We start from the raw sequence: 17,928 nt of genomic DNA, 5'->3' as shown, positions 1-17,928 counted from the left end.
ATGTCGCTCCCGATCCGCATCGCCATCCAGCGCCTGCCCCATGGCGAGGGCCTGCCCCTACCGGCCTATGCGACGCACGGCGCCGCGGGGATGGACGTGGTCGCGGCGGAAGACCTCATCCTCGCGCCGGGCGCGCGTCACGCGGTCGCCACCGGCTTCGCGATGGCGATCCCCGATGGCTATGAGGTGCAGGTCCGTCCGCGCTCGGGCCTTGCGCTCAAGCATGGCATCACCTGCCTCAACACGCCGGGCACGATCGACAGCGACTATCGCGGCGAAGTGAAGGTGATCCTCGCCAATCTGGGCAGCGCGCCCTTTCCGATCGCACGCGGGGAGCGGATCGCGCAGCTCGTGCCCGCAGTGGTGCAGCGGACAACGCTCGACGAAGTCGCATCGCTCGACGAGACCTTGCGAGGCGCCGGCGGCTTCGGTTCTACCGGGCGGTGATCGCGCTCGCCCTCGCGGCGGCGCTGCAGACGACCGCGATCGAGTGGAAAGGGCTCGCTCCGCTGCCCTGGCGGACGCCGCCGGTCCTCACCGCCGAGATGCAGGCCTTCGTCCAGCGCGAGGCCGTTTCGCGCAATTGCCCGCTGCCCGGGCCCGGCACGCTGACGGTCGAAGTCGCAGTACTGGTCGACGAGGCCAACGGCATCCGCACCGCCGTGCCGCGCGCCATCCGCTGCCCCACGGTCGAGCAATATGCCGCCGCATTGGTCGCCGGTTTCGCGCGCGGCAATCTGCTGCCGCGTACCGATTCGGCCGCGCAATGGTATCGCGCCAGCCTGACCTTTACATGGAAGCCATGAGCCTCAGTGACGCCCAGCTCGATCGTTATGCCCGCCACATCGTGCTGCGCGAAGTGGGCGGCGCGGGGCAGATGCGGCTGCTCGCCAGTCATGTCCTGCTGATCGGCGCCGGCGGCATCGGCTCGCCGGCGATCCAGTATCTCGCGGCGGCGGGGGTCGGCCGGATCAGCGTGATCGACGACGACACGGTCGCGCTCTCCAATCTCCAGCGCCAGACGCTCTACGGCACCGATCAGATCGGCACGCTTAAGGTCGCCGCCGCGAAGATGGCCGTCGCCCGGCTCAATCCCGATGTCCGCTTCGACGCAATCGAGACCCGCATTACCCCCGACAACGCTGCGGCGTTGCTGCGCGAACATGCGCCCAACGCGATCCTCGACGGTTCCGACAATTTCGCCACCCGACTCGCGGTCGCCGATGCCGCACTCGTGGCGCGCATCCCTCTGATCTCCGCCGCGGTCGCCGAGTTCGAAGGCCAGCTCGGCACCTTCCGCGGCTGGGAAGCCGACAAGCCGTGTTACCGCTGCTTCGTCGGTGCCGATCCCGAACGTGCCGAGGCGACCTGCGCCGAACAGGGCGTGCTCGGCGCGCTCACGGGCGTGATAGGCAGCCTCGCCGCGCTGGAGGCGATCCGCGCCTGCGCATCCTTCGGCGAAGACAGCGCCGGCAAGCTATTGCTGGTGGACGCGCTGTCGCTACGCTTCCGCAGCCTGACGCTTCCCAAGGATCCGGGCTGCCCGGCCTGCGCCGGGACTCAGACCGGATCGAATTCCAGCGGCACCATCGCCCAGCCGTCGAACGCATAGGCCTTCGGGTCGGTCGCCAGTTCCTGCGGCGGGCCGACTTCCTGCTCTACCGTGCGCTGTTCCGCGACGGCATCCTCTTCCCTTTTCGGTTCTTTCACGACCTTAACTCCCTGAGTCGCGGGGACAAGTTACCGCAAAGTTCAGCATGTTGGGAGTCCCGTCCGGCGCCTCGTCCTTGACACGCCGCGGCTTAGCCGCTGGTAGCCGCCGTGCATGGCGAAGCATTTCACCCATCGGCGCAATCAAACAGGCAGAAGTATATGGCAATCAACGGCAAACGAGTCCTGGTCACGGGCTCGGCGGGATTCATCGGCTTCCACACCTGCAGCAAACTGCTTCAGCAAGGCGCCACAGTGCTCGGCGTCGATAATTTCTCGGCTTATTACGACGTCGCGCTCAAGGAAGCGCGTACCGACATCCTCGGCAACCATGCCGAATTCTCGCTCGCCCGCGTGTCGATCGAGGACAATGACGCGTTCGGCGCCGCCTGGACCGCGTTCAAGCCGGACACGGTGATCCACCTCGCCGCCCAGGCCGGCGTACGCTATTCGATCGACGAGCCGCGCAGCTATATCGGCGCGAACATCATCGGCACCCACAACGTGCTCGAGCTCGCGCGGCACCATCCGGTCCGCCATCTGCTCGCCGCTTCGACCAGTTCGGTCTATGGTGCCAACACCCAAATGCCGTTCGAGGAGATCCAGCGCACCCAGACGCCGCTCAGCCTCTATGCAGCCACCAAAGGCGCGACCGAGCTTATGGGCCACAGCTACAGTCACCTCTTCGCCACCCCGATGACCTTCTTCCGCTTCTTCACGGTCTATGGCCCGTGGGGCCGGCCCGACATGGCGCTGTTCAAGTTCACCAAGGCGATCCTCGCGGGCGAACCGATCGACGTATACAACAACGGCGACATGGTGCGCGATTTCACCTATATCGACGATCTCGCCGAATCGATCGTCAAACTCACCGACGCGGTGCCCGGCCGTCAGCCGGTCGAGGGAGACAGCCTCTCCCCCGTCGCGCCGTTTCGCACCGTCAATATCGGCAATGGCCAGCCCACCCCCCTGATGGACTATATCGGCGCGCTCGAGGCGGCGCTGGGCAAGGAAGCGATCAAGAACTTCCTGCCGATGCAGCAGGGCGACGTCCCCGCCACCGAGGCCTCTTCGGAATTGCTCCGCCGCCTCACCGGCTATGCGCCATCGACTCCGCCCACGACCGGTGTCGCGCGCTTCGTCGATTGGTATCTGGAGCATTACGGGTCCTGATCTCGGTCACGCCAAGGTTTCGGTGAGCGCCACTATCTCGAAATCATAGCGCTCCCAGCCGCGCTGCTTCGCGGCGTCGGCGGTAGCGGCTTTCTTGCCCGTTGCCTCCTGCAGCGATTTGGCGTGCCCCCAGAACACTTCGGTCCGCCCGCCGCCCAGATGCGCGATGATGCGCCAGTAATGCGTGAACGGGGCCGCAGTCGGCCCGATCGTCTTGACATAGCCGTCGGGCAAAGTGGCAGTGAGGTATCGCTTCTTCTTCGCCATTTGCGTCTCGATTGCCGACCTCGCGGAGGAGGCGCTCAGCAGCGCCCCGCGATGAAGTCGCGCACCGCCGGCCCGATATCCGCGCGGTCCAGCGCTACCGCGATGTTCGCCTGGATGAAGCCGGCCTTGTCGCCGCAGTCATAGCGCGTGCCGTCGAAGGTCAGCCCGTGGAACGGCTGATCGCCGATCATCCGCGCCATTGCGTCGGTCAACTGGATCTCGTCGCCGGCGCCAGTCCCCTGCCCCTCTAGCACCCGCATCACTTCGGGCTGGAGGATATAGCGGCCGATCACCGACAGGTTGGACGGGGCGCTGCCCGGCGCAGGCTTCTCGACCAGCCCTTTCACTTCGGTCAACGATCCGTCGCGGCTGCCCGGAGTGATGATGCCGTAGCGATGGGTCTGGTCGTCGGGGACTTCCTCGGCGCAGATCAGATTGCCGCCGACCTTGTTATAGGCCTCGACCATCTGCTTGAGGCAGCCGGGCTTGCCGACCATGAAATCGTCGGCGAGCAGCACCGCGAAGGGTTCGTCGCCGACGATGTCGCGCGCGCACCACACGGCGTGGCCCAAGCCCATCGGCTCCTGCTGGCGGACATAGGCGACCGCGCCGGGCTTCAGCCGCGTCGCCTCGAGTATTTCGAGCGACTTGCCGCGCCCGCTCATCGTCGTCTCGAGCTCGAAGGCGATGTCGAAATGATCCTCGATCGCGCTCTTGCCGCGGCCGGTGACGAAGATCATCTGCTCGATCCCTGCCTCCATGGCCTCGTCTACTGCATATTGGATCAGCGGCCGGTCGACGATGGGCAGCATCTCCTTCGGCATCGCCTTGGTGGCGGGCAGGAAGCGGGTGCCAAGGCCCCCGACGGGGAATACGGCCTTGCGCAGGGGCTTGATCATTCGGGCTCTCCTTGGGCGGCGCCTTGCCCGTTCCCAAAGCGCCGATCAAGCGGATGCCGCCGCGCTTATATCGGTCTTGAGCCTCGCGCGCTAAGCAGGCGCCATGTCCGCACCCAAGATCCTCGTCGTATTCGGCACGCGCCCCGAAGCGATCAAGCTCTTCCCCGTCGTCCAGGCGCTTCAGGCGCAGGGCAGGCTCACCGTCCGCACCTGCGTCACCGCGCAGCATCGCGGCCTGCTCGATCAAGTGCTCGCGATCGCCGGAATCGTGCCCGACGTGGATTTGGACGTGATGACGCCGGGCCAGTCGCTCGACGAGCTCACTGCGCGGCTGCTCACCGGCCTCGGCAGGGTATTCGACGCCGAAAAGCCCGATCGCGTCCTCGTTCAGGGCGACACTGCCACGGCGATGGTCGGTGCGCTCGCCGCATATTATCGCAAGATCCCGGTCGGCCATGTCGAGGCGGGACTGCGCTCGGGCGACATTTACCAGCCCTGGCCCGAGGAAGTAAACCGCCGCATCGTCGCGCCGATCGCCGACCAGCATTTCGCCCCCACCGAAACCGCCGCCGAGGCACTGCGCCGCGAGAATGTGGATCCGTCGACGATCCATGTCACCGGCAACACGGTGATCGACGCGCTCCACACCACTCGCGCCCGGATCGCCGCCGATCCGTCGCTCGCCGCCGGCCTCGACAAAATCGCCGAGCGCTTCGCCGGCAAGCGCCTCGTCCTTGTCACCACGCATCGCCGCGAAAATTTCGGCGACGGCATGGCGGGGATCGCCGGTGCGATCTCCCGCATCGCCGCGCGGCCCGACACTGCCGTGCTCTTTCCGATGCACCCCAACCCCAACGTCGTCTCGGTGATGGACCGAGTGCTGGGCGATCAACCCAATATCTGCCGCATCGATCCGCTCGATTACCCGCACTTCATCCGTGCCTTGGGGATGGCTGAGGTCGTGCTCAGCGATTCGGGCGGGGTGCAGGAAGAGGCGCCCGCGCTCGGCAAGCCGGTGCTGGTGATGCGCGAGACCACCGAGCGGCCCGAAGGCGTCGCCGCCGGCACAGCGAAGCTGGTCGGCACCGATCCCGACCGGATCGTTTCCGAAATCTCCACCCTCCTCGACGCGCCCCGCGCCTATTCTGCCATGGCACGCGCCCACAATCCGTTTGGCGACGGCCACGCTGCGGAGCGGATTGTAGAGATCGTCGCGCGAGGTCTCGAACTCTGATCCGCCGATACCGCCTAGCGCGCGCGGATCAACAGCGACTGCCAGTCGCCACTCAGCGGCTGGCTCCGCTCTGCGATCAGGCTCGGGATCATCGGACGCGCCGAAATCGTCTCCAGCTTCGCGATCTCCGCCTCGAGGGTCGCGACGCGATCGCGCCAGTGCGGATGCGAGCGGCTGCGGAAGATCCCGCCGGCCTTGCTCGGTCCGAAGCGCTTCCAGAAGTCGATCGATGCACGCGGCGAATAGCCAGCATTGGCGAGCAGATACACCGACAGAAGATCAGCCTGGAGCTCGGTCTGGCGGAAATATTTCACATTGGTGCCGAATCCGGAAAGCATCCCGAAATCGACGCCGCGCGCCTCCAGCCGATCGCGGTGGTGCAATATGTTGTGCGAGAATTCGTGCGCCACTGCGGCGGCGGCCTGCTCCGGCGTATATTCCTCGAGGAATTGCGAGCTGATCTGCACCATCGTCCCGTCGGCCCGGGCATTGTAGCCGCTGCTCAGCAGCAGCTCGAAACGCGAACGGCAGGCCGGAACGGGCTGGACGGTGACCTTGATCGGCGCGCCTGCCCGAATCACCTCGACCTCGATCGGCGCGTCGGGTGCCAGAGCCGCTATCGCAAGCTGCGTTGCGACGAGCCGCTGAGTGGTTCCCGGCTTTCCCGGAAGGGAGGCGATGTCGATCGAACCGACTCGGACCAGCGAATCGTCCGCGCGGATACCGCCTCGTTCCGCGGGGCTGCCCGCCACAACCCCTTCGACCGCGACCGGCGTGGCGAATCCGAAATACGTTCCGGCGGCAGCACGTGAATCCGAATCGAATTGATCGAGGGTATGGAGCTGCAAACCCAGTCCTGGCTCGAGCCGGTCGCACAGTGATGCATTGGGGACGGAAAGGCGCCAACCGATCGTCGCGAGTTCGAGATCGGCTTTCCGTACGGCCTCGAACGTCTCTCGATCCTGCTCGATGACGGCGCCGGCGGACACCGCTCCGAGGAGAGCGAGGCTGGAGGCGGCCGAGGAAAAATACCGGACGAGGCGGCGGACGACGGAGTTGAGGGAACGAGCCATAGGGCCTTTAGCCACGGCTATTCCGCAATCACAATGCGATACGCCCATGCCGCAGCGCCAGCTCGAGGTAAGAATTGCCCGCAACTAACCGGATTTCGCCCCAAAATCCTCCGCATCGGACGATCACTTTCCGTTAACCCCCTTGGCACTAATGCTGCGGCGCGTTATATAAATACACGCGCTCGCAGCACGGGTCCTGGTTGTGAGCAGAGAGTTCGGGTCTACCGGACCGGTGTTGCGTTCAGGCCACGGCATTGCTAGTTTGACGTGAGCTTGGATTTTGAGGTGTTGCCGTCGGGGGTCTCCTATGTCATAGGATCGCTCGACGAGAGCACCGGAGCTCGAAGAGGGAGTAGAATAATGTTGTCAAAGCTTCTTACGGCGGCTGCAGTCGTTACGATGGCTGCCACCCCAGTTGTGGCGGCTCCGGCCTCCAAGCTGTCGCTTTCGCGCGCCTCGACGGCGAGCGAAAAGGATAGCGAACTGGCTCCTGCCGTGATCATCGGCGTGCTTGCCACGGCCGCGATCATCGGCGGCGCGATCGCGCTCGCCAACAACGACGACGATCCCGACAGCCCGTAAGCTGTCCGGTATCCGGAGTTACGAGTGGCGGCCCGAAAGGGCCGCCACTTTTGTTTTCGGGCACTCAAATCGCCATGCAACGTGGTATATGACAGGCGCGTGCTTGGATGGCTCCTAAAGCGAGCGGGCAGGGAGGCTACCGGCGGCACGTCGTTTGCTCAAATTTGACGGAAGGCAACTCGGACCCGCAATGTTGACCAAGTTGTTCTCACGAAAGGCTTCGAGGGCCCTTCGCTCCGGACCTTCTGCTGAGATACCTCCCGGCATCCGGGTGTATGCGATCGGCGACATCCATGGGCGCCTCGATCTCCTCGACGAAATCCTGCACAGGATAGCGGCGGACGACGCCGCGAGACCGCCTGCGGAAACACAGCTGATATTACTGGGCGACCTCATCGATCGTGGCCCCGAATCTGCTCAGGTCGTCGAACGGCTCCGACAACTGCAACAATCGCATCCGTGCGTTCGCTCACTCTGCGGCAATCACGAGGAGGTTTTCCTGAACGCACTCTCCGGGGATGAGCGCGCGTTGCGCTTCTTCACTCGCATCGGCGGCCGGGAAACCATCCTCAGCTATGGGATAACCGAGGACGAATTTTGCGAGATGGACTATCCTGCGCTGATGCAGGCGTTGCAGCGCATGGTTCCCGCCGCGCACATCGATTTCCTTTCCGCGTTCGAGGACGTCATCATCCTGGGCGACTACGCCTTCGTCCACGCCGGCGTGGATCCCGGCACCTCGCTTGCGCAGCAGCGGATCAAGGACCTGCGGTGGATCAGGGAAAGCTTCATCAACCATGAAGGCACTCTCGAGAAAGTCATCGTGCACGGCCACACGATCTCCGACGAAGTGGAGCAGCTGCCGCACCGCATCGGGCTGGACACCGGCGCATTCGCGTCGGGCCGCCTGAGCGCGATGGGATTCGAAAACGGCGATCGCTGGATATTGAACACCCGCAGCTGAAACGGACCTGCGACCACCGAGATTGGCGCAGGCCGAAAGCATGCCGCGAAACACGGAGATTCGCCCCGCCAATCGCGAAGCCTCCGCCGGCCCGCGGCGCGCCGCAGCTAGACCTTGCGTCACTCGCGACTTTGGTTACGAGGCGAACGCTGGCCCGGGGTTCGGCCTGATCTCTATCCGCGAGGAAGCTTCGTGAAAATTGTTGTGTTAGGATTGGGGTATGTGGGCCTGCCGCTGGCCGTCGCATTGGCAGACAAGTTCGACACCTGGGGGCTCGATATAGATCCGTCGCGGATCAGTGAACTGCAAGAAGGTCACGACCGCACGGCGGAGATCGAATCCGCGCGGCTCAAGGCCTCGCCGCTTCACATAACCGGTGCCGAGGACGATTGTGCCGCGGCCGATGTCTACATCGTGACCGTGCCCACGCCGGTCGATCAGAACAACGTTCCCGATCTGCGGCCGATCCTGTCTGCCACACGTAGCGTCGCGGCGATGCTGTCGGCCGATCGCAAACCAATCATCGTCTACGAAAGCACCGTCTATCCTGGCGTCACCGAGGAAATCTGCGGGACCGAAATCGAGCGGCTCACCGGCCTTCGCTGTGGCGAGGACTTCTTCCTCGGTTATTCGCCGGAACGCATCAATCCCGGCGACCGCGAGCACACCGTAGACAAGATCACCAAGGTGATAGCCGGACAGACTCCGGCGGTAACCGACAAGCTTGCAGAAATTTATGGAGCGGTGACCAGCGGAGGTACATTCCGGGCCGCGTCGATCAAGGTGGCGGAAGCAGCCAAGGTCATCGAGAATACGCAACGCGACGTGAACATCGCGCTCATGAACGAGATTGCGCAGATCTTCGCCAAGATGGACATTTCGGTCTGGGACGTACTCGCCGCCGCCGGTACCAAGTGGAACTTCCTGCCATTCCAGCCCGGCCTCGTCGGCGGTCACTGCATCGGCGTCGACCCTTATTATCTCAGCTTCCGCGCCGAGCAGCTTGGCCACAATCCCGCGCTGATCCTCGCGGGCAGGTCTACCAATGATGGAATGGCACGCTACGTCGCAGACTCGGTCCACCGGGCGGTGGGCGAGACCGCGGGATCGATCCTGGTGCTCGGCCTGACGTTCAAGGAGAACGTCCCGGATTTGCGCAACTCCAAGGTAACCGACCTCGTCGCGGGCCTGAAGGCGCATGGGCACACGGTTGTGGTCCATGACCCCTTGGCCGATGCGCACCATGCCGAGGAGGAAACGGGCCTCTCCCTCTCATCGGACGCCCTGCAGGGCAAATATGATGCGGTGGTTCTCGCCGTCCCCCATCAGCAATATCTCGAATTGGGCGAAGAAGCGCTTTGGGACATGTTGCGCACAGGCGGCACTCTGTGCGACCTGAAGGATGCGCTTCGCCTGAGGACTGCCAAACCAGGCTTCTCGCTCTGGTCTCTTTGAACGAATATTGACGCATTTCGCGGAAAAATCCTTCAAGGCCGGGTGGGCCACCTCAGGCGGGCGAGTTGATCGCAGTGTCTCAACTATCAGGATCGAAGATGCGCTCCAGACACTATGGCGGGGCTTCCGCGAGGAGCAGGCGCAGCACCGGCAGCGTGCATTTCCCGTTTAAGTTCGCATCGAGTCATACGGGGAATTCCATCCAGTTCTGGATTCTGGCCGGCTTCCTGGTGCTCGCCTTCGCGATAGGCGGGGGGGCGCGGGGGGACATTCATTCCCTCATTCTCTTGCGTCCCTTGTCGCTGCTCGTCTGCGGCGTCGCTTTGTGGACGCTCACCTGGGCGGACGTGCGGCGCCACGCCTTGGTTTTTGCGATCGCGGCGCTGCTGATCGCCGTCACCGCCGCCCATCTGATTCCGCTTCCCCCCTCGATCTGGACGCAGCTTCCCGGAAGAGAATTGATCGCGCGCCTCGACGAGGCGTCCGGGATCGGCCAGATATGGCGCCCCCTGAGCCTCGTTCCGGCCGCGACCGTGAACGCGCTCTACTCCCTGTTCACTCCGTTGGCGGTGCTCCTGATCGGCGTGCAGATCAATCGCGACGAGCAATTGAAGCTGCTCCCGCTGCTGATCGCACTGGGCCTGGCTTCCGCCGTGCTGGGGCTGCTGCAGCTCGCCGGCTCGGACGAGAGCGTCCTCTATTTCTACAGCGTCAGCAACAAGGGCGCACCGGTGGGGCTCTTCGCCAACCGCAACCACGCCGCAGTCTACCTCGCATGCCTGCTGCCGGTACTAGCGGTCTATATGGGCACCCGGCGAGATTCATCCGGTCGGGCCAGCTTCCACCTCTGGGCGCTGTTCGCCGCGTCGATGTTCATCATTCCGCTGATACTCGTCGCCGGTTCGCGCGGCGGCATGCTGGTAGCGCTGGTCGGCCTGATCTTCATTCCCTTGCTGTATCACAAGCCGGGCGCGCGCCAGGGCCGGTCGGGCCTCCTCCCCCTCTATCTGCTTGCGGGCGCGGCCGTCGCCGGCCTGACGCTGTTGTTCCTGTTTCTCTCGCGCGCCGAATCCATAAACCGGCTTCTCGCTTATGACGAGAATGCCGATCTGCGGTTCCGGATGTGGGGCCCGATCGCCAATCTCGCAGGGAAATATTTCCCGGTCGGCTCCGGCATCGGCTCGTTCGAGCAGGTATATCAGCTCGACGAGCCGTCATGGCTGCTCAAGCCGACCTATGTGAACCACGCCCACAACGATTGGCTGGAGGCCTATATGACGGCGGGGGCCGTTGGCCTCCTCCTGCTGGCCCTGATCGTCTTCTTCTGGGCCCGGGGATCGTACAAGGCATGGTTCGCGAAGCCGATCGGCCGGCGCGAGGTTGCACTCTCCCGGCTCGGCTCGGCGCTGCTCCTGCTCTTCGGACTGGCGAGCATCGCCGACTATCCGTTGCGCACGCCTTCGCTCATGTGCGTCGCCGCGCTCTGCGCGATCTGGCTCCAGGGTGCCTTCGCCCCACCCGCCTCCGACGCACCCCGCACAGAAAACGGTGGAAGTGAAGGGCGCTCTCGGCTAGCCCATCCCCGCGAAAATTAAGAGAATATGATGATCAATCGAGTGGTACCGCTTTGCCTCTGCCTCGCGCTTGCCGCGTGCGCGGGCGATGCGCCGTTGACGCCGAGCACGAAGGGAAATGCGCGCCTGCAGGTGGTTAATGCAGACGCGTTGCCGCCGCCCCAGCGCGCGGACCTTTTCGAGCAGAACCGGCCCTATCTGATCGGCCCGTTCGATCGATTGGTCATCGACGTGTTCGGCATCGAGGAGCTGAGCAAGAAAGAGGTGCAGACCGACGCAGGCGGCCGCATTTCCTTCCCGCTCGCCGGGATCATCGAAGCCGCCGGCAAGACGCCTGGCGAGCTCGAGGAGGTCATCGAGGAACGGCTGCGCGGCCGCTACATTCGCGACCCCCAGGTTACCGTCAACCTCAAGGAAACGGTGAGCCAGGTGATCACCGTCGATGGTCAGGTGAAGGAACCCGGTCTATACCCGGTCATCGGCCGCATGACCCTCATGCGCGCGGTCGCGACCGCCAAGGGTGCGGGCGAGTTCGCGAAGCTCAAGGAAGTGGTGATTTTTCGCACCGTCGGCGGCCAGAAGATGGCCGCGCTTTACGATTTGAAAGCGATCCGGAACGGAGCCTATGATGATCCCGAGGTCTATGCGAACGACGTGATCGTCGTGGGTGATTCTCAGGCTCGCCGCATTTTCCGCGATGTCCTGTCGGTCGCACCGTTGCTCACCGCGCCGCTCGTTGTGCTATTGCAATAGTGACCTGATCGCTTCCTGACCTTCTGAAAGACCACCATGCTGCAGTCGAACTTCTCCGCTCAAGACCCATCACGAGGAGGCCAGGTAGTTCCAGCCGAGCTCGCCGCGCCCCAGCAGGGTCTCGAGCCGCCGCTCCTGCTCCAATATTGGCAGGTAGCGTTGCGGTGGAAGTGGGTGATCATCGGGATCATCTGCTCGACGCTGGTCGTGGGCCTGGTGATAACGATGCTCATGACGCCGAAATATACGGCGACGTCGCGCATCGAGATCAGCCGCGACCAGAAGAAGGTCACGAACGTAGAGGGGCTGGAGTCTGCAGCGTCGGGGCGAGATCTCGAATTCTATCAGACCCAATATTCGCTGCTCGCCGCACGATCCCTGGCGGAACGCGTCGCCAAGGTGCTGAATCTGGCGACACGCAATGATTTCTTCGAGGCGCATGGCGTCCAGCTGGACGGAAGCGGTTCCGTGTTTGGCCAGAAGGGCCAGGCGTTGACTGCAGTCGAGAGGGCGAAGCGCGAGAAAGCGGCCGTCCAGATCCTGCAGAGCAACATTGCGATCTCGCCGATCCGCAATTCCGCCCTTGTCGACATCAAATACACCAGCGGCTCTCCTGAGCTGGCAGCCCAGATCGCCAACACATGGGCGCAGCAGTTCATCGAGGCGAGCATGGATCGCCGCTTCGCCTCCACAGCGGATGCGCGCAAATTCCTCGAATCGCGACTGGCGGATCTTCGCACCCGTCTCGAAACATCCGAGCGCGATCTCGTGAACTATGCCGCGGAAAAGGGCATCACGGCGCTTGGCACCAGCAAGAGCGCAGATGGCAGGACCGAAGTCGAGCGCACGTTGGTCTCCAGCGACCTCGAGGCATTGAACGCCGCACTGGCGTCGGCGACCGCCGATCGTCTGGCGGCAGAAAGCCGCTCGGTCCGGCAGCGCGGGGCCTCTCCGCAGGCGCTGACCAATCCGGCGATCTCGTCGCTTCGCCAGCGCCGCGCGGAGGTCGCCTCCGAACTGGCCAAGCTTTCTGTTCAGTTCGAGCCCGGCTATCCGGCGTCGCGCGCCCTCGCCGAGCAACTCCAGTCGCTGGATTCGGCGATCTCGCGCGAGGAAGCACGCGTCGACAGCAGCCGTTCGACGGAATATCGCGAGGCGCAGATGCGCGAAGAGGGCCTGCGGCGGCAGGTCGAGACGCTGAGGCTGCAGCTCGGCAAGCAGAGCCGCGACAGCATCCAGTACAACATCTATCAGCGCGAAGCGGACACCAATCGTCAGCTCTATGATGGGCTTTTGCAGCGCTACAAGGAGATCGGCGTCGCGGGCGTGGGTGCCAACAACATCGCGCTGGTCGATGTCGCCAAGGTCCCGGACCGGCAGTCCTCGCCGCGGCTCATGTTCAACATGGCGCTCGCGCTGGTGGCGGGTTTCGCCCTTGCCGGCCTGGCTACCTTTGCTCTCGAGCAGATCGATGAAGGCTTCCGCGAACCTGGCGAGGTGAGCAAACAGCTCCAGATTCCGTTGCTGGGCAGCGTGCCGAATATCGAGGAGGGAGACGCGCTTCAGCAGCTGATGGACGCCAAATCCTCCGTGTCCGAGGCATATCTCAGCATCCGGTCGAATCTCGCTTTCTCGACCGATCACGGGGTGCCGCGCGCCTTCATGGTCACCAGCACCAGCCCGGCCGAAGGGAAGAGCACGACGAGCTTCGCCATGGCGGTCGTCCTCGGCCGTACCGGAAAGAACGTGCTGATCCTCGACGCGGACATGCGATCGCCCTCGATCCATCAGTTCCTCGATGCCGACAATGCCGCCGGTCTCAGCAATATCCTCGCCGGCGACAATGACTGGCAGAAGCTGATCAAGCCCTCCAGCTTCAAGGGGTTGAGCCTGCTCAGCGCCGGCCCCACCCCGCCGAGCGCGGCCGAACTGCTCAGCAGCGACCGGATGTCGATGCTGATCGAACAGCTGCTCGAGCACTTCGATCATGTCGTGGTCGATGCTCCGCCGATCCTCGGTCTCGCCGATGCTCCCTTGCTGTCCAAGGCAGTCGAGGGCTGCATCTATGTCATCGAGACCGAACGCGTGGCCGTCCGCGGCGTACGTGCGGCGCTGGATCGCCTCCATTCGGTGCATGCCCACATCTTCGGCGGCGTCCTCACCAAGCTCAGCAGCCGCCACGCAGGCTATGGCTATGGGTACGGCTATGGCTATGGATATGGGGACACGGCCGACACCAACGCACGGGACGGCTGAGCCGCGATGGCAATGCGATTTCGCCGCCCTTTCCGGAGGACCGACATCGCGCGCTCGGCCGTGGCGCTTTGTTTCGTGGCGGGCGCCTATTTCGCCGCAGTGTCGGCGCTCACCGCCGCGTCGCGGGACGCCAGTCCGGACGCGGCGCTGCGCCTTTCGCCCAACGATTCATCGGCGTTGGCGAACAAGGCACTCACGGTCACATTGAATGGCATAAATGCCAAAAATGTCGCGGCCGTGGAGCGAATAGCGCAGCGGTCGCTGAAGGGGGATCCGATCAATCCCCGCCCCTATTTCGTCATGCTCGCGGTGCGTGAAGTACAGCATCGCCCGAAAGATGTGCAGCGGCTGTCGGATCTGTCGCTGAAGCTCTCGCCGCGCGAGACCGCGTTGCAGCTGTGGCACGTCGAGCGGAGCGTCGCGAACGACGATATCGCGGGCGCGCTGCGGCATTACGACTATGTCCTGCGCATCCACCCCGAGCTGAACAGTCTGTTGTTCGAGAGGCTCGTCGATGCGCTGACCGAAGCTCCGATACGCCGCGAGCTTATTCCCTACGTCAAGGCGCGGACTCCGTGGGTGGGCGACATGTTGCGCTTCGCTCTCACGAACAAGGGAGATCCGATAGCAATGACGGCGCTCGTCAACGAGTCTGGAGGCCTGGCAAACTTCTCCGACAGCGCCACCCTGGGGCGGCTGCTGCTGGAGTCGCTGGCGGGTGCAGGCTATGTCGAGCGTGCTCGCGACTTCTATCTTCGCACACCCAAGGCGTCGCCGAGCCTGCTTCAGAATCCCGGCCTCACCGACGCCTCTGTTTCCGGTCTGACCCCGATTGCCTGGGAGCTCAGGACCGATCAGGAAGTCTTCGCATCGTTCGACAAGAACGAAAGCACCGGCAAGCCCCGGATCGTCGTGCAGGCGCCCTCCGAGCGCAGCGCGGTGGTGGCGCGCAAGCTGCTCTTCCTGCGCCCGGGCACCTACACGATCGCGATGCGCATTGCGCCGGTCGATCCCGCTTCGCCCGGCGACGTGACGGTCAATCCACAGGTTTATTGCTATGCCGGTCAGGGCGAAAAACAGGCGCTGGGTGCGAACAATCTGGTGACCCCGATCGCATCGGGCAAGCACGGCCTCGTCGTTGGTGCCGCTTGTTCGGCACAGGTTCTCGAACTCAAGGCGACCAGCGGCGCCAATCAAAATGCCGGCCCCGTCACCATCGAGGACATCGTGCTGACGCGCGCCGGCTAGCTCACCAGCTCAGCGTAAATTCCGTATCAGCCGTGCCGGCAGCGATCGCGATGCAGCTGGTCGGAATGGTCTGCCCGAAACGCGGATGCCATGAGGAATCCTCCAGCCGCGCCGAGCCCGAACTCGACCAGCGCAGGACACGCCCGCTGGCACAATGCAGCGTGCCGCCGGAAGGCCCGGCGGCTACCGCGCGGATCGACGGATGAAGATGGTAGCGCGCGATCCCGCCGGGATGCGCGGGCGATATTCGATCGATCACGCGAAGCTGTCGCTCGCCCAGGAACCACCGACGGGCATGCTCGGGATGTCCGGGGAGCGTGCGATAGCCGTCATGCCGCGCCTCGGCCTCGCAGCCTGCCAGCGAGCACGAGACGCGTGCGCCAGACACGCGAGCACGCCGCCCGACCCTGAAGCCGCTCCAGACGTCGGAGGAGTTTCGTCCTGCGATCGTGACGGTACTGTGCGCGGCGGTACCCCGCTGCCGCTGCCGCTCCGGACCGGCGCCATAGACCGAAGTTCCGCCGTTCACGATGATCCGCTCCGTTCCGATCGAGAGCTCGAAACTGAGGCTGTCAGCATGCGCGTGGCCCGGCAGGTAATCCGGCCCGACCGCCGCCATGTCGGCGATGAGCACCGCATCGCCATTTTCCAGACGCGCATATCCGCTTTCGCCGAGCCAGGGCGAGACGACGGATTGGACAGCGTGCAGCCCGAGGCGCTCGGCATAGCCGGATAGCTCGGCGTTGGCGGGCGCGATGTCCAACGCCGCATCGTTGAAGAAGCTGATCTCCCCATCGGGGTGCGACATCGCATCGAGCCAGCCGCGCATCTTCGGGACCAAGGCTCGGCAGCGATCGAGCAGCTGCATCTGCGCCGGCCCCAGGGCGCGCTCGAACGCGCACAGTATATTGACGAGGTCGAGCAGGTCCTCGAGCGCCAATGCGTGATACATCGGGCTCAGCTCGAATTGTCCGCCGTCGGCCAGGACCTGTTCGGGAATTTCACGTTCCAGAATTCGGGTAGCCAGGTCGAGCCATCGCCGCGCCTCGTCGCCCTCGAAATAGAGGCCCGCGAAGATCAGTGCCTTCGCGTTGACGAAGAGGTGGTTGCCCAGCAGGTGCCATTCCAGTCGTCTCCGGAGCCAACGCGCCTGCACTGCGAGGCTATTTCGATGCCGTTCGTCCAGCCCACCTCCGGCGAGATCCCATTTGATCCAGTTCACGATCCGCAGCGAGGTCGGATAGGGCTCCCAGCCGCTGCCCTGGGCTGCGGGATTCTCCGCCAGCCACGCCGCAAGCAGATCGCGGTGCCAGTCGCGCCGCTCCTCGGCTTCGAAAGCATTGAGATCGTCGAAATAATGCTGATTGTAGCGCCAGAGCTTCTCGCGATCCGGATTGTCCCAGCCCAGTTCGCGCAGATCGCCCTGTTCGTTCAGCAGATCGAAGCGCGTCGGTCCGACCAGGCTCGGCCGCCTGCGCGCCGGCGAGCGCCACGTGCCGGAGGGAAGACGCAAGGCGGGAGCTGGCGAGGCATCGACGGGCGGGCGATAGAAGCGAAACCACAGGCGGCCGTAGAATTGCCGCGGCTTCATGTGCCGAAGGGTCTGCCAGTAGCGGGAGGCGCTCAATGCGCCGCCACCGCGCGCATGTCGATGAGTTCTTCCAGCGCGTCGACGATACGTTGGGCCGTCTTGCCATCCCACTTCTCGGGAATGCCGCCCTTCTTCCATTCGCCGGCAAACAGGCGTTCGAGCGCTGGCGCCAATGCCGCGGGATCGGTGCCGATGAGCTCGTTCGTCCCCGTAGAAACCGTCTCAGGCCGTTCGGTGGAGTCGCGTAGCGTGAGACACGGAATGCCCAGCACCGTGCATTCCTCGGTGATCCCGCCGGAGTCGGTGATCACCGCCAGCGCGTTCTCGACTAGATAATTGAACTGGAGATAGGGCTGCGGATCCACCTGCCGGATCGCGTCAGGCAATGCCCCCATCGTCTGCAGTGTCTTCGCGGTACGCGGATGAACGGGAAAGATCACCGGAAGCCCGCGCGCGCCCTTCACGATGGCATCCAGCAATCGCGCCAGGCCCTCGATGCCGTCGACATTCGCCGGGCGATGGAGCGTTGCCACGAAATAGGCCCCTCGCGTCAGCCCCAGCGCATCGAAAAAGTCCGGCTTGGCGAAGTTCGGCCGATGGTGGAGCAAGGTGTCGATCATCGTATTGCCGACGAAGAAGATCCGCTCCTGCCCCACGCCCGCGTTGCGCAGATTGGCATTCGCCGTCTCGCTGGTCGTGAAGAACCAGTTGGTGATGGCGTCGGTGACCATCCGGTTTATCTCTTCGGGCATGGTCCAGTCACCCGAGCGGATCCCCGCCTCGACATGCGCGACGGGCACGTGCAGCTTCTGCGCGACGATCGCGCAGGCCATAGTCGATGTCACATCGCCCACCACGAGGCACAAGCTGCTCGGCGCCTCGCGCAGCAATTGCTCGTATCGGATCATGATCGCGCCGGTCTGCTCGGCCTGCGTTCCGGAGCCGACTTCCAGATTGACCTGGGGTTCGGGGATACCGAGCTGTTCGAAGAATGCGCCGGACATGCTGGCGTCATAGTGCTGCCCGGTATGGACGAGGCGATAGCGCAGCCGCCCCCCCGCCGCTGCCCGCGCGTCGATCGCGCGTATGATGGGCGCGATCTTCATGAAATTCGGCCGCGCCCCGGCGATGATGTCGATCAGCATATTT

18 protein-coding genes are annotated in these 17,928 nt (G+C 64.2%); 12 read left to right on the top strand and 6 right to left on the bottom strand.

Annotated elements, in window-relative coordinates; genetic code table 11:
• From dut to ASE13_RS05060, 3 genes are read left to right on the top strand one after another with little or no spacing between them, the layout of a single operon-like run.
• A complete protein-coding gene (gene dut / locus ASE13_RS05070) occupies positions 1–447 on the top strand; it encodes a dUTP diphosphatase (RefSeq protein WP_056612286.1) in 447 nt (148 codons plus the stop codon).
• Complete coding sequence (locus tag ASE13_RS05065) at positions 444–806, top strand: hypothetical protein (protein WP_056612283.1); 363 nt, start codon at positions 444–446, stop codon at positions 804–806. Before dut ends, ASE13_RS05065 begins: the two co-directional genes overlap by 4 nt.
• The gene (locus ASE13_RS05060) at positions 803–1,612 is read left to right on the top strand and encodes a HesA/MoeB/ThiF family protein (protein ID WP_056614726.1); all 810 of its coding nucleotides are present in this window, start codon (positions 803–805) and stop codon (positions 1,610–1,612) included. The genes ASE13_RS05065 and ASE13_RS05060 overlap by 4 nt, the downstream gene beginning before the upstream one ends.
• On the opposite strand, the gene ASE13_RS19735 is transcribed toward ASE13_RS05060, so the two are convergent.
• Positions 1,561–1,710 (bottom strand): hypothetical protein, encoded by a 150-nt coding sequence (locus ASE13_RS19735; RefSeq protein WP_156404739.1) that lies wholly within the window; start codon positions 1,708–1,710, stop codon positions 1,561–1,563. The genes ASE13_RS05060 and ASE13_RS19735 overlap by 52 nt on opposite strands.
• Before the next feature lie 162 nt (positions 1,711–1,872).
• Between ASE13_RS19735 and ASE13_RS05055 the strand changes: the two genes are divergently transcribed.
• A complete protein-coding gene (locus tag ASE13_RS05055; protein ID WP_056612278.1) occupies positions 1,873–2,883 on the top strand; it encodes an NAD-dependent epimerase/dehydratase family protein in 1,011 nt (336 codons plus the stop codon).
• 6 nt (positions 2,884–2,889) lie between these two features.
• Here the strand turns inward: ASE13_RS05055 and ASE13_RS05050 are convergent, their stop codons facing one another.
• Positions 2,890–3,150, bottom strand: coding sequence for a hypothetical protein (locus ASE13_RS05050; protein ID WP_056612275.1), 261 nt, complete (start codon positions 3,148–3,150; stop codon positions 2,890–2,892).
• A gap of 35 nt (positions 3,151–3,185) precedes the next feature.
• Positions 3,186–4,049, bottom strand: a complete 864-nt coding sequence (gene galU, locus ASE13_RS05045; RefSeq protein ID WP_056612271.1) for a UTP--glucose-1-phosphate uridylyltransferase GalU — start codon at positions 4,047–4,049, stop codon at positions 3,186–3,188.
• A 103-nt stretch (positions 4,050–4,152) separates the two neighbouring features.
• Here galU and wecB (ASE13_RS05040) point away from each other — a divergent pair, with 103 nt between their 5' ends.
• Positions 4,153–5,283: a non-hydrolyzing UDP-N-acetylglucosamine 2-epimerase gene (wecB, locus tag ASE13_RS05040; protein WP_056612268.1), complete on the top strand. Its 1,131-nt coding sequence runs from the start codon at positions 4,153–4,155 to the stop codon at positions 5,281–5,283.
• A 14-nt stretch (positions 5,284–5,297) separates the two neighbouring features.
• On the opposite strand, the gene ASE13_RS05035 is transcribed toward wecB (ASE13_RS05040), so the two are convergent.
• Complete coding sequence (locus tag ASE13_RS05035; protein ID WP_056612265.1) at positions 5,298–6,356, bottom strand: M48 family metallopeptidase; 1,059 nt, start codon at positions 6,354–6,356, stop codon at positions 5,298–5,300.
• A 399-nt stretch (positions 6,357–6,755) separates the two neighbouring features.
• On the opposite strand from ASE13_RS05035, the gene ASE13_RS05030 reads away from it, so the two are divergent.
• The 7 genes from ASE13_RS05030 to ASE13_RS05000 all read left to right on the top strand — a co-directional run bounded on the left by ASE13_RS05030 (position 6,756) and on the right by ASE13_RS05000 (position 15,188).
• A complete protein-coding gene (locus ASE13_RS05030) occupies positions 6,756–6,938 on the top strand; it encodes a hypothetical protein (protein WP_156404738.1) in 183 nt (60 codons plus the stop codon).
• 190 nt (positions 6,939–7,128) lie between these two features.
• Positions 7,129–7,902 carry a metallophosphoesterase family protein gene (locus ASE13_RS05025; RefSeq protein ID WP_056612261.1) on the top strand — a complete coding sequence of 258 codons (774 nt, stop codon included), beginning with the start codon at positions 7,129–7,131 and terminating at the stop codon, positions 7,900–7,902.
• A 192-nt stretch (positions 7,903–8,094) separates the two neighbouring features.
• Positions 8,095–9,357 carry a nucleotide sugar dehydrogenase gene (locus ASE13_RS05020; protein ID WP_056612259.1) on the top strand — a complete coding sequence of 421 codons (1,263 nt, stop codon included), beginning with the start codon at positions 8,095–8,097 and terminating at the stop codon, positions 9,355–9,357.
• Positions 9,358–9,653: 296 nt separating this feature from the next.
• Positions 9,654–10,952, top strand: a complete 1,299-nt coding sequence (locus tag ASE13_RS05015) for an O-antigen ligase family protein (protein ID WP_056612256.1) — start codon at positions 9,654–9,656, stop codon at positions 10,950–10,952.
• A 9-nt stretch (positions 10,953–10,961) separates the two neighbouring features.
• Complete coding sequence (locus ASE13_RS05010; RefSeq protein ID WP_235536845.1) at positions 10,962–11,684, top strand: polysaccharide biosynthesis/export family protein; 723 nt, start codon at positions 10,962–10,964, stop codon at positions 11,682–11,684.
• A 36-nt stretch (positions 11,685–11,720) separates the two neighbouring features.
• Positions 11,721–13,940 carry a GumC family protein gene (locus tag ASE13_RS05005; RefSeq protein WP_082596369.1) on the top strand — a complete coding sequence of 740 codons (2,220 nt, stop codon included), beginning with the start codon at positions 11,721–11,723 and terminating at the stop codon, positions 13,938–13,940.
• A gap of 6 nt (positions 13,941–13,946) precedes the next feature.
• Complete coding sequence (locus ASE13_RS05000; RefSeq protein ID WP_156404737.1) at positions 13,947–15,188, top strand: hypothetical protein; 1,242 nt, start codon at positions 13,947–13,949, stop codon at positions 15,186–15,188.
• 1 nt (position 15,189) lies between these two features.
• Here the strand turns inward: ASE13_RS05000 and ASE13_RS04995 are convergent, their stop codons facing one another.
• Positions 15,190–16,779, bottom strand: coding sequence for a heparinase II/III domain-containing protein (locus tag ASE13_RS04995; RefSeq protein ID WP_056612248.1), 1,590 nt, complete (start codon positions 16,777–16,779; stop codon positions 15,190–15,192).
• 32 nt (positions 16,780–16,811) lie between these two features.
• Positions 16,812–17,924, bottom strand: coding sequence for a non-hydrolyzing UDP-N-acetylglucosamine 2-epimerase (wecB, locus tag ASE13_RS04990; protein ID WP_056614716.1), 1,113 nt, complete (start codon positions 17,922–17,924; stop codon positions 16,812–16,814).
• Positions 17,925–17,928: the final 4 nt, after the last annotated feature.

It is taken from the genome of Sphingomonas sp. Root241 (genome assembly GCF_001428865.1).
GTDB lineage: Bacteria > Pseudomonadota > Alphaproteobacteria > Sphingomonadales > Sphingomonadaceae > Sphingomonas.
This window is presented reverse-complemented; position numbering and strand designations above follow the sequence as displayed.

Bases quoted from the DNA above. Each gene is read 5' to 3' on its own strand.
- dut (WP_056612286.1), top strand. From the start codon at position 1: ATGTCGCTCCCGATCCGCATCGCCATCCAGCGCCTGCCCCATGGCGAG.
- ASE13_RS05060 (WP_056614726.1), top strand. From the start codon at position 803: ATGAGCCTCAGTGACGCCCAGCTCGATCGTTATGCCCGCCACATCGTG.
- ASE13_RS05055 (WP_056612278.1), top strand. From the start codon at position 1,873: ATGGCAATCAACGGCAAACGAGTCCTGGTCACGGGCTCGGCGGGATTC.
- ASE13_RS05050 (WP_056612275.1), bottom strand. From the start codon at position 3,150: ATGGCGAAGAAGAAGCGATACCTCACTGCCACTTTGCCCGACGGCTAT.
- galU (WP_056612271.1), bottom strand. From the start codon at position 4,049: ATGATCAAGCCCCTGCGCAAGGCCGTATTCCCCGTCGGGGGCCTTGGC.
- wecB (WP_056612268.1), top strand. From the start codon at position 4,153: ATGTCCGCACCCAAGATCCTCGTCGTATTCGGCACGCGCCCCGAAGCG.
- ASE13_RS05035 (WP_056612265.1), bottom strand. From the start codon at position 6,356: ATGGCTCGTTCCCTCAACTCCGTCGTCCGCCGCCTCGTCCGGTATTTT.
- ASE13_RS05030 (WP_156404738.1), top strand. From the start codon at position 6,756: ATGGCTGCCACCCCAGTTGTGGCGGCTCCGGCCTCCAAGCTGTCGCTT.
- ASE13_RS05025 (WP_056612261.1), top strand. From the start codon at position 7,129: ATGTTGACCAAGTTGTTCTCACGAAAGGCTTCGAGGGCCCTTCGCTCC.
- ASE13_RS05010 (WP_235536845.1), top strand. From the start codon at position 10,962: ATGATCAATCGAGTGGTACCGCTTTGCCTCTGCCTCGCGCTTGCCGCG.
- ASE13_RS05005 (WP_082596369.1), top strand. From the start codon at position 11,721: ATGCTGCAGTCGAACTTCTCCGCTCAAGACCCATCACGAGGAGGCCAG.
- ASE13_RS05000 (WP_156404737.1), top strand. From the start codon at position 13,947: ATGGCAATGCGATTTCGCCGCCCTTTCCGGAGGACCGACATCGCGCGC.
- ASE13_RS04995 (WP_056612248.1), bottom strand. From the start codon at position 16,779: ATGAAGCCGCGGCAATTCTACGGCCGCCTGTGGTTTCGCTTCTATCGC.
- wecB (WP_056614716.1), bottom strand. From the start codon at position 17,924: ATGCTGATCGACATCATCGCCGGGGCGCGGCCGAATTTCATGAAGATC.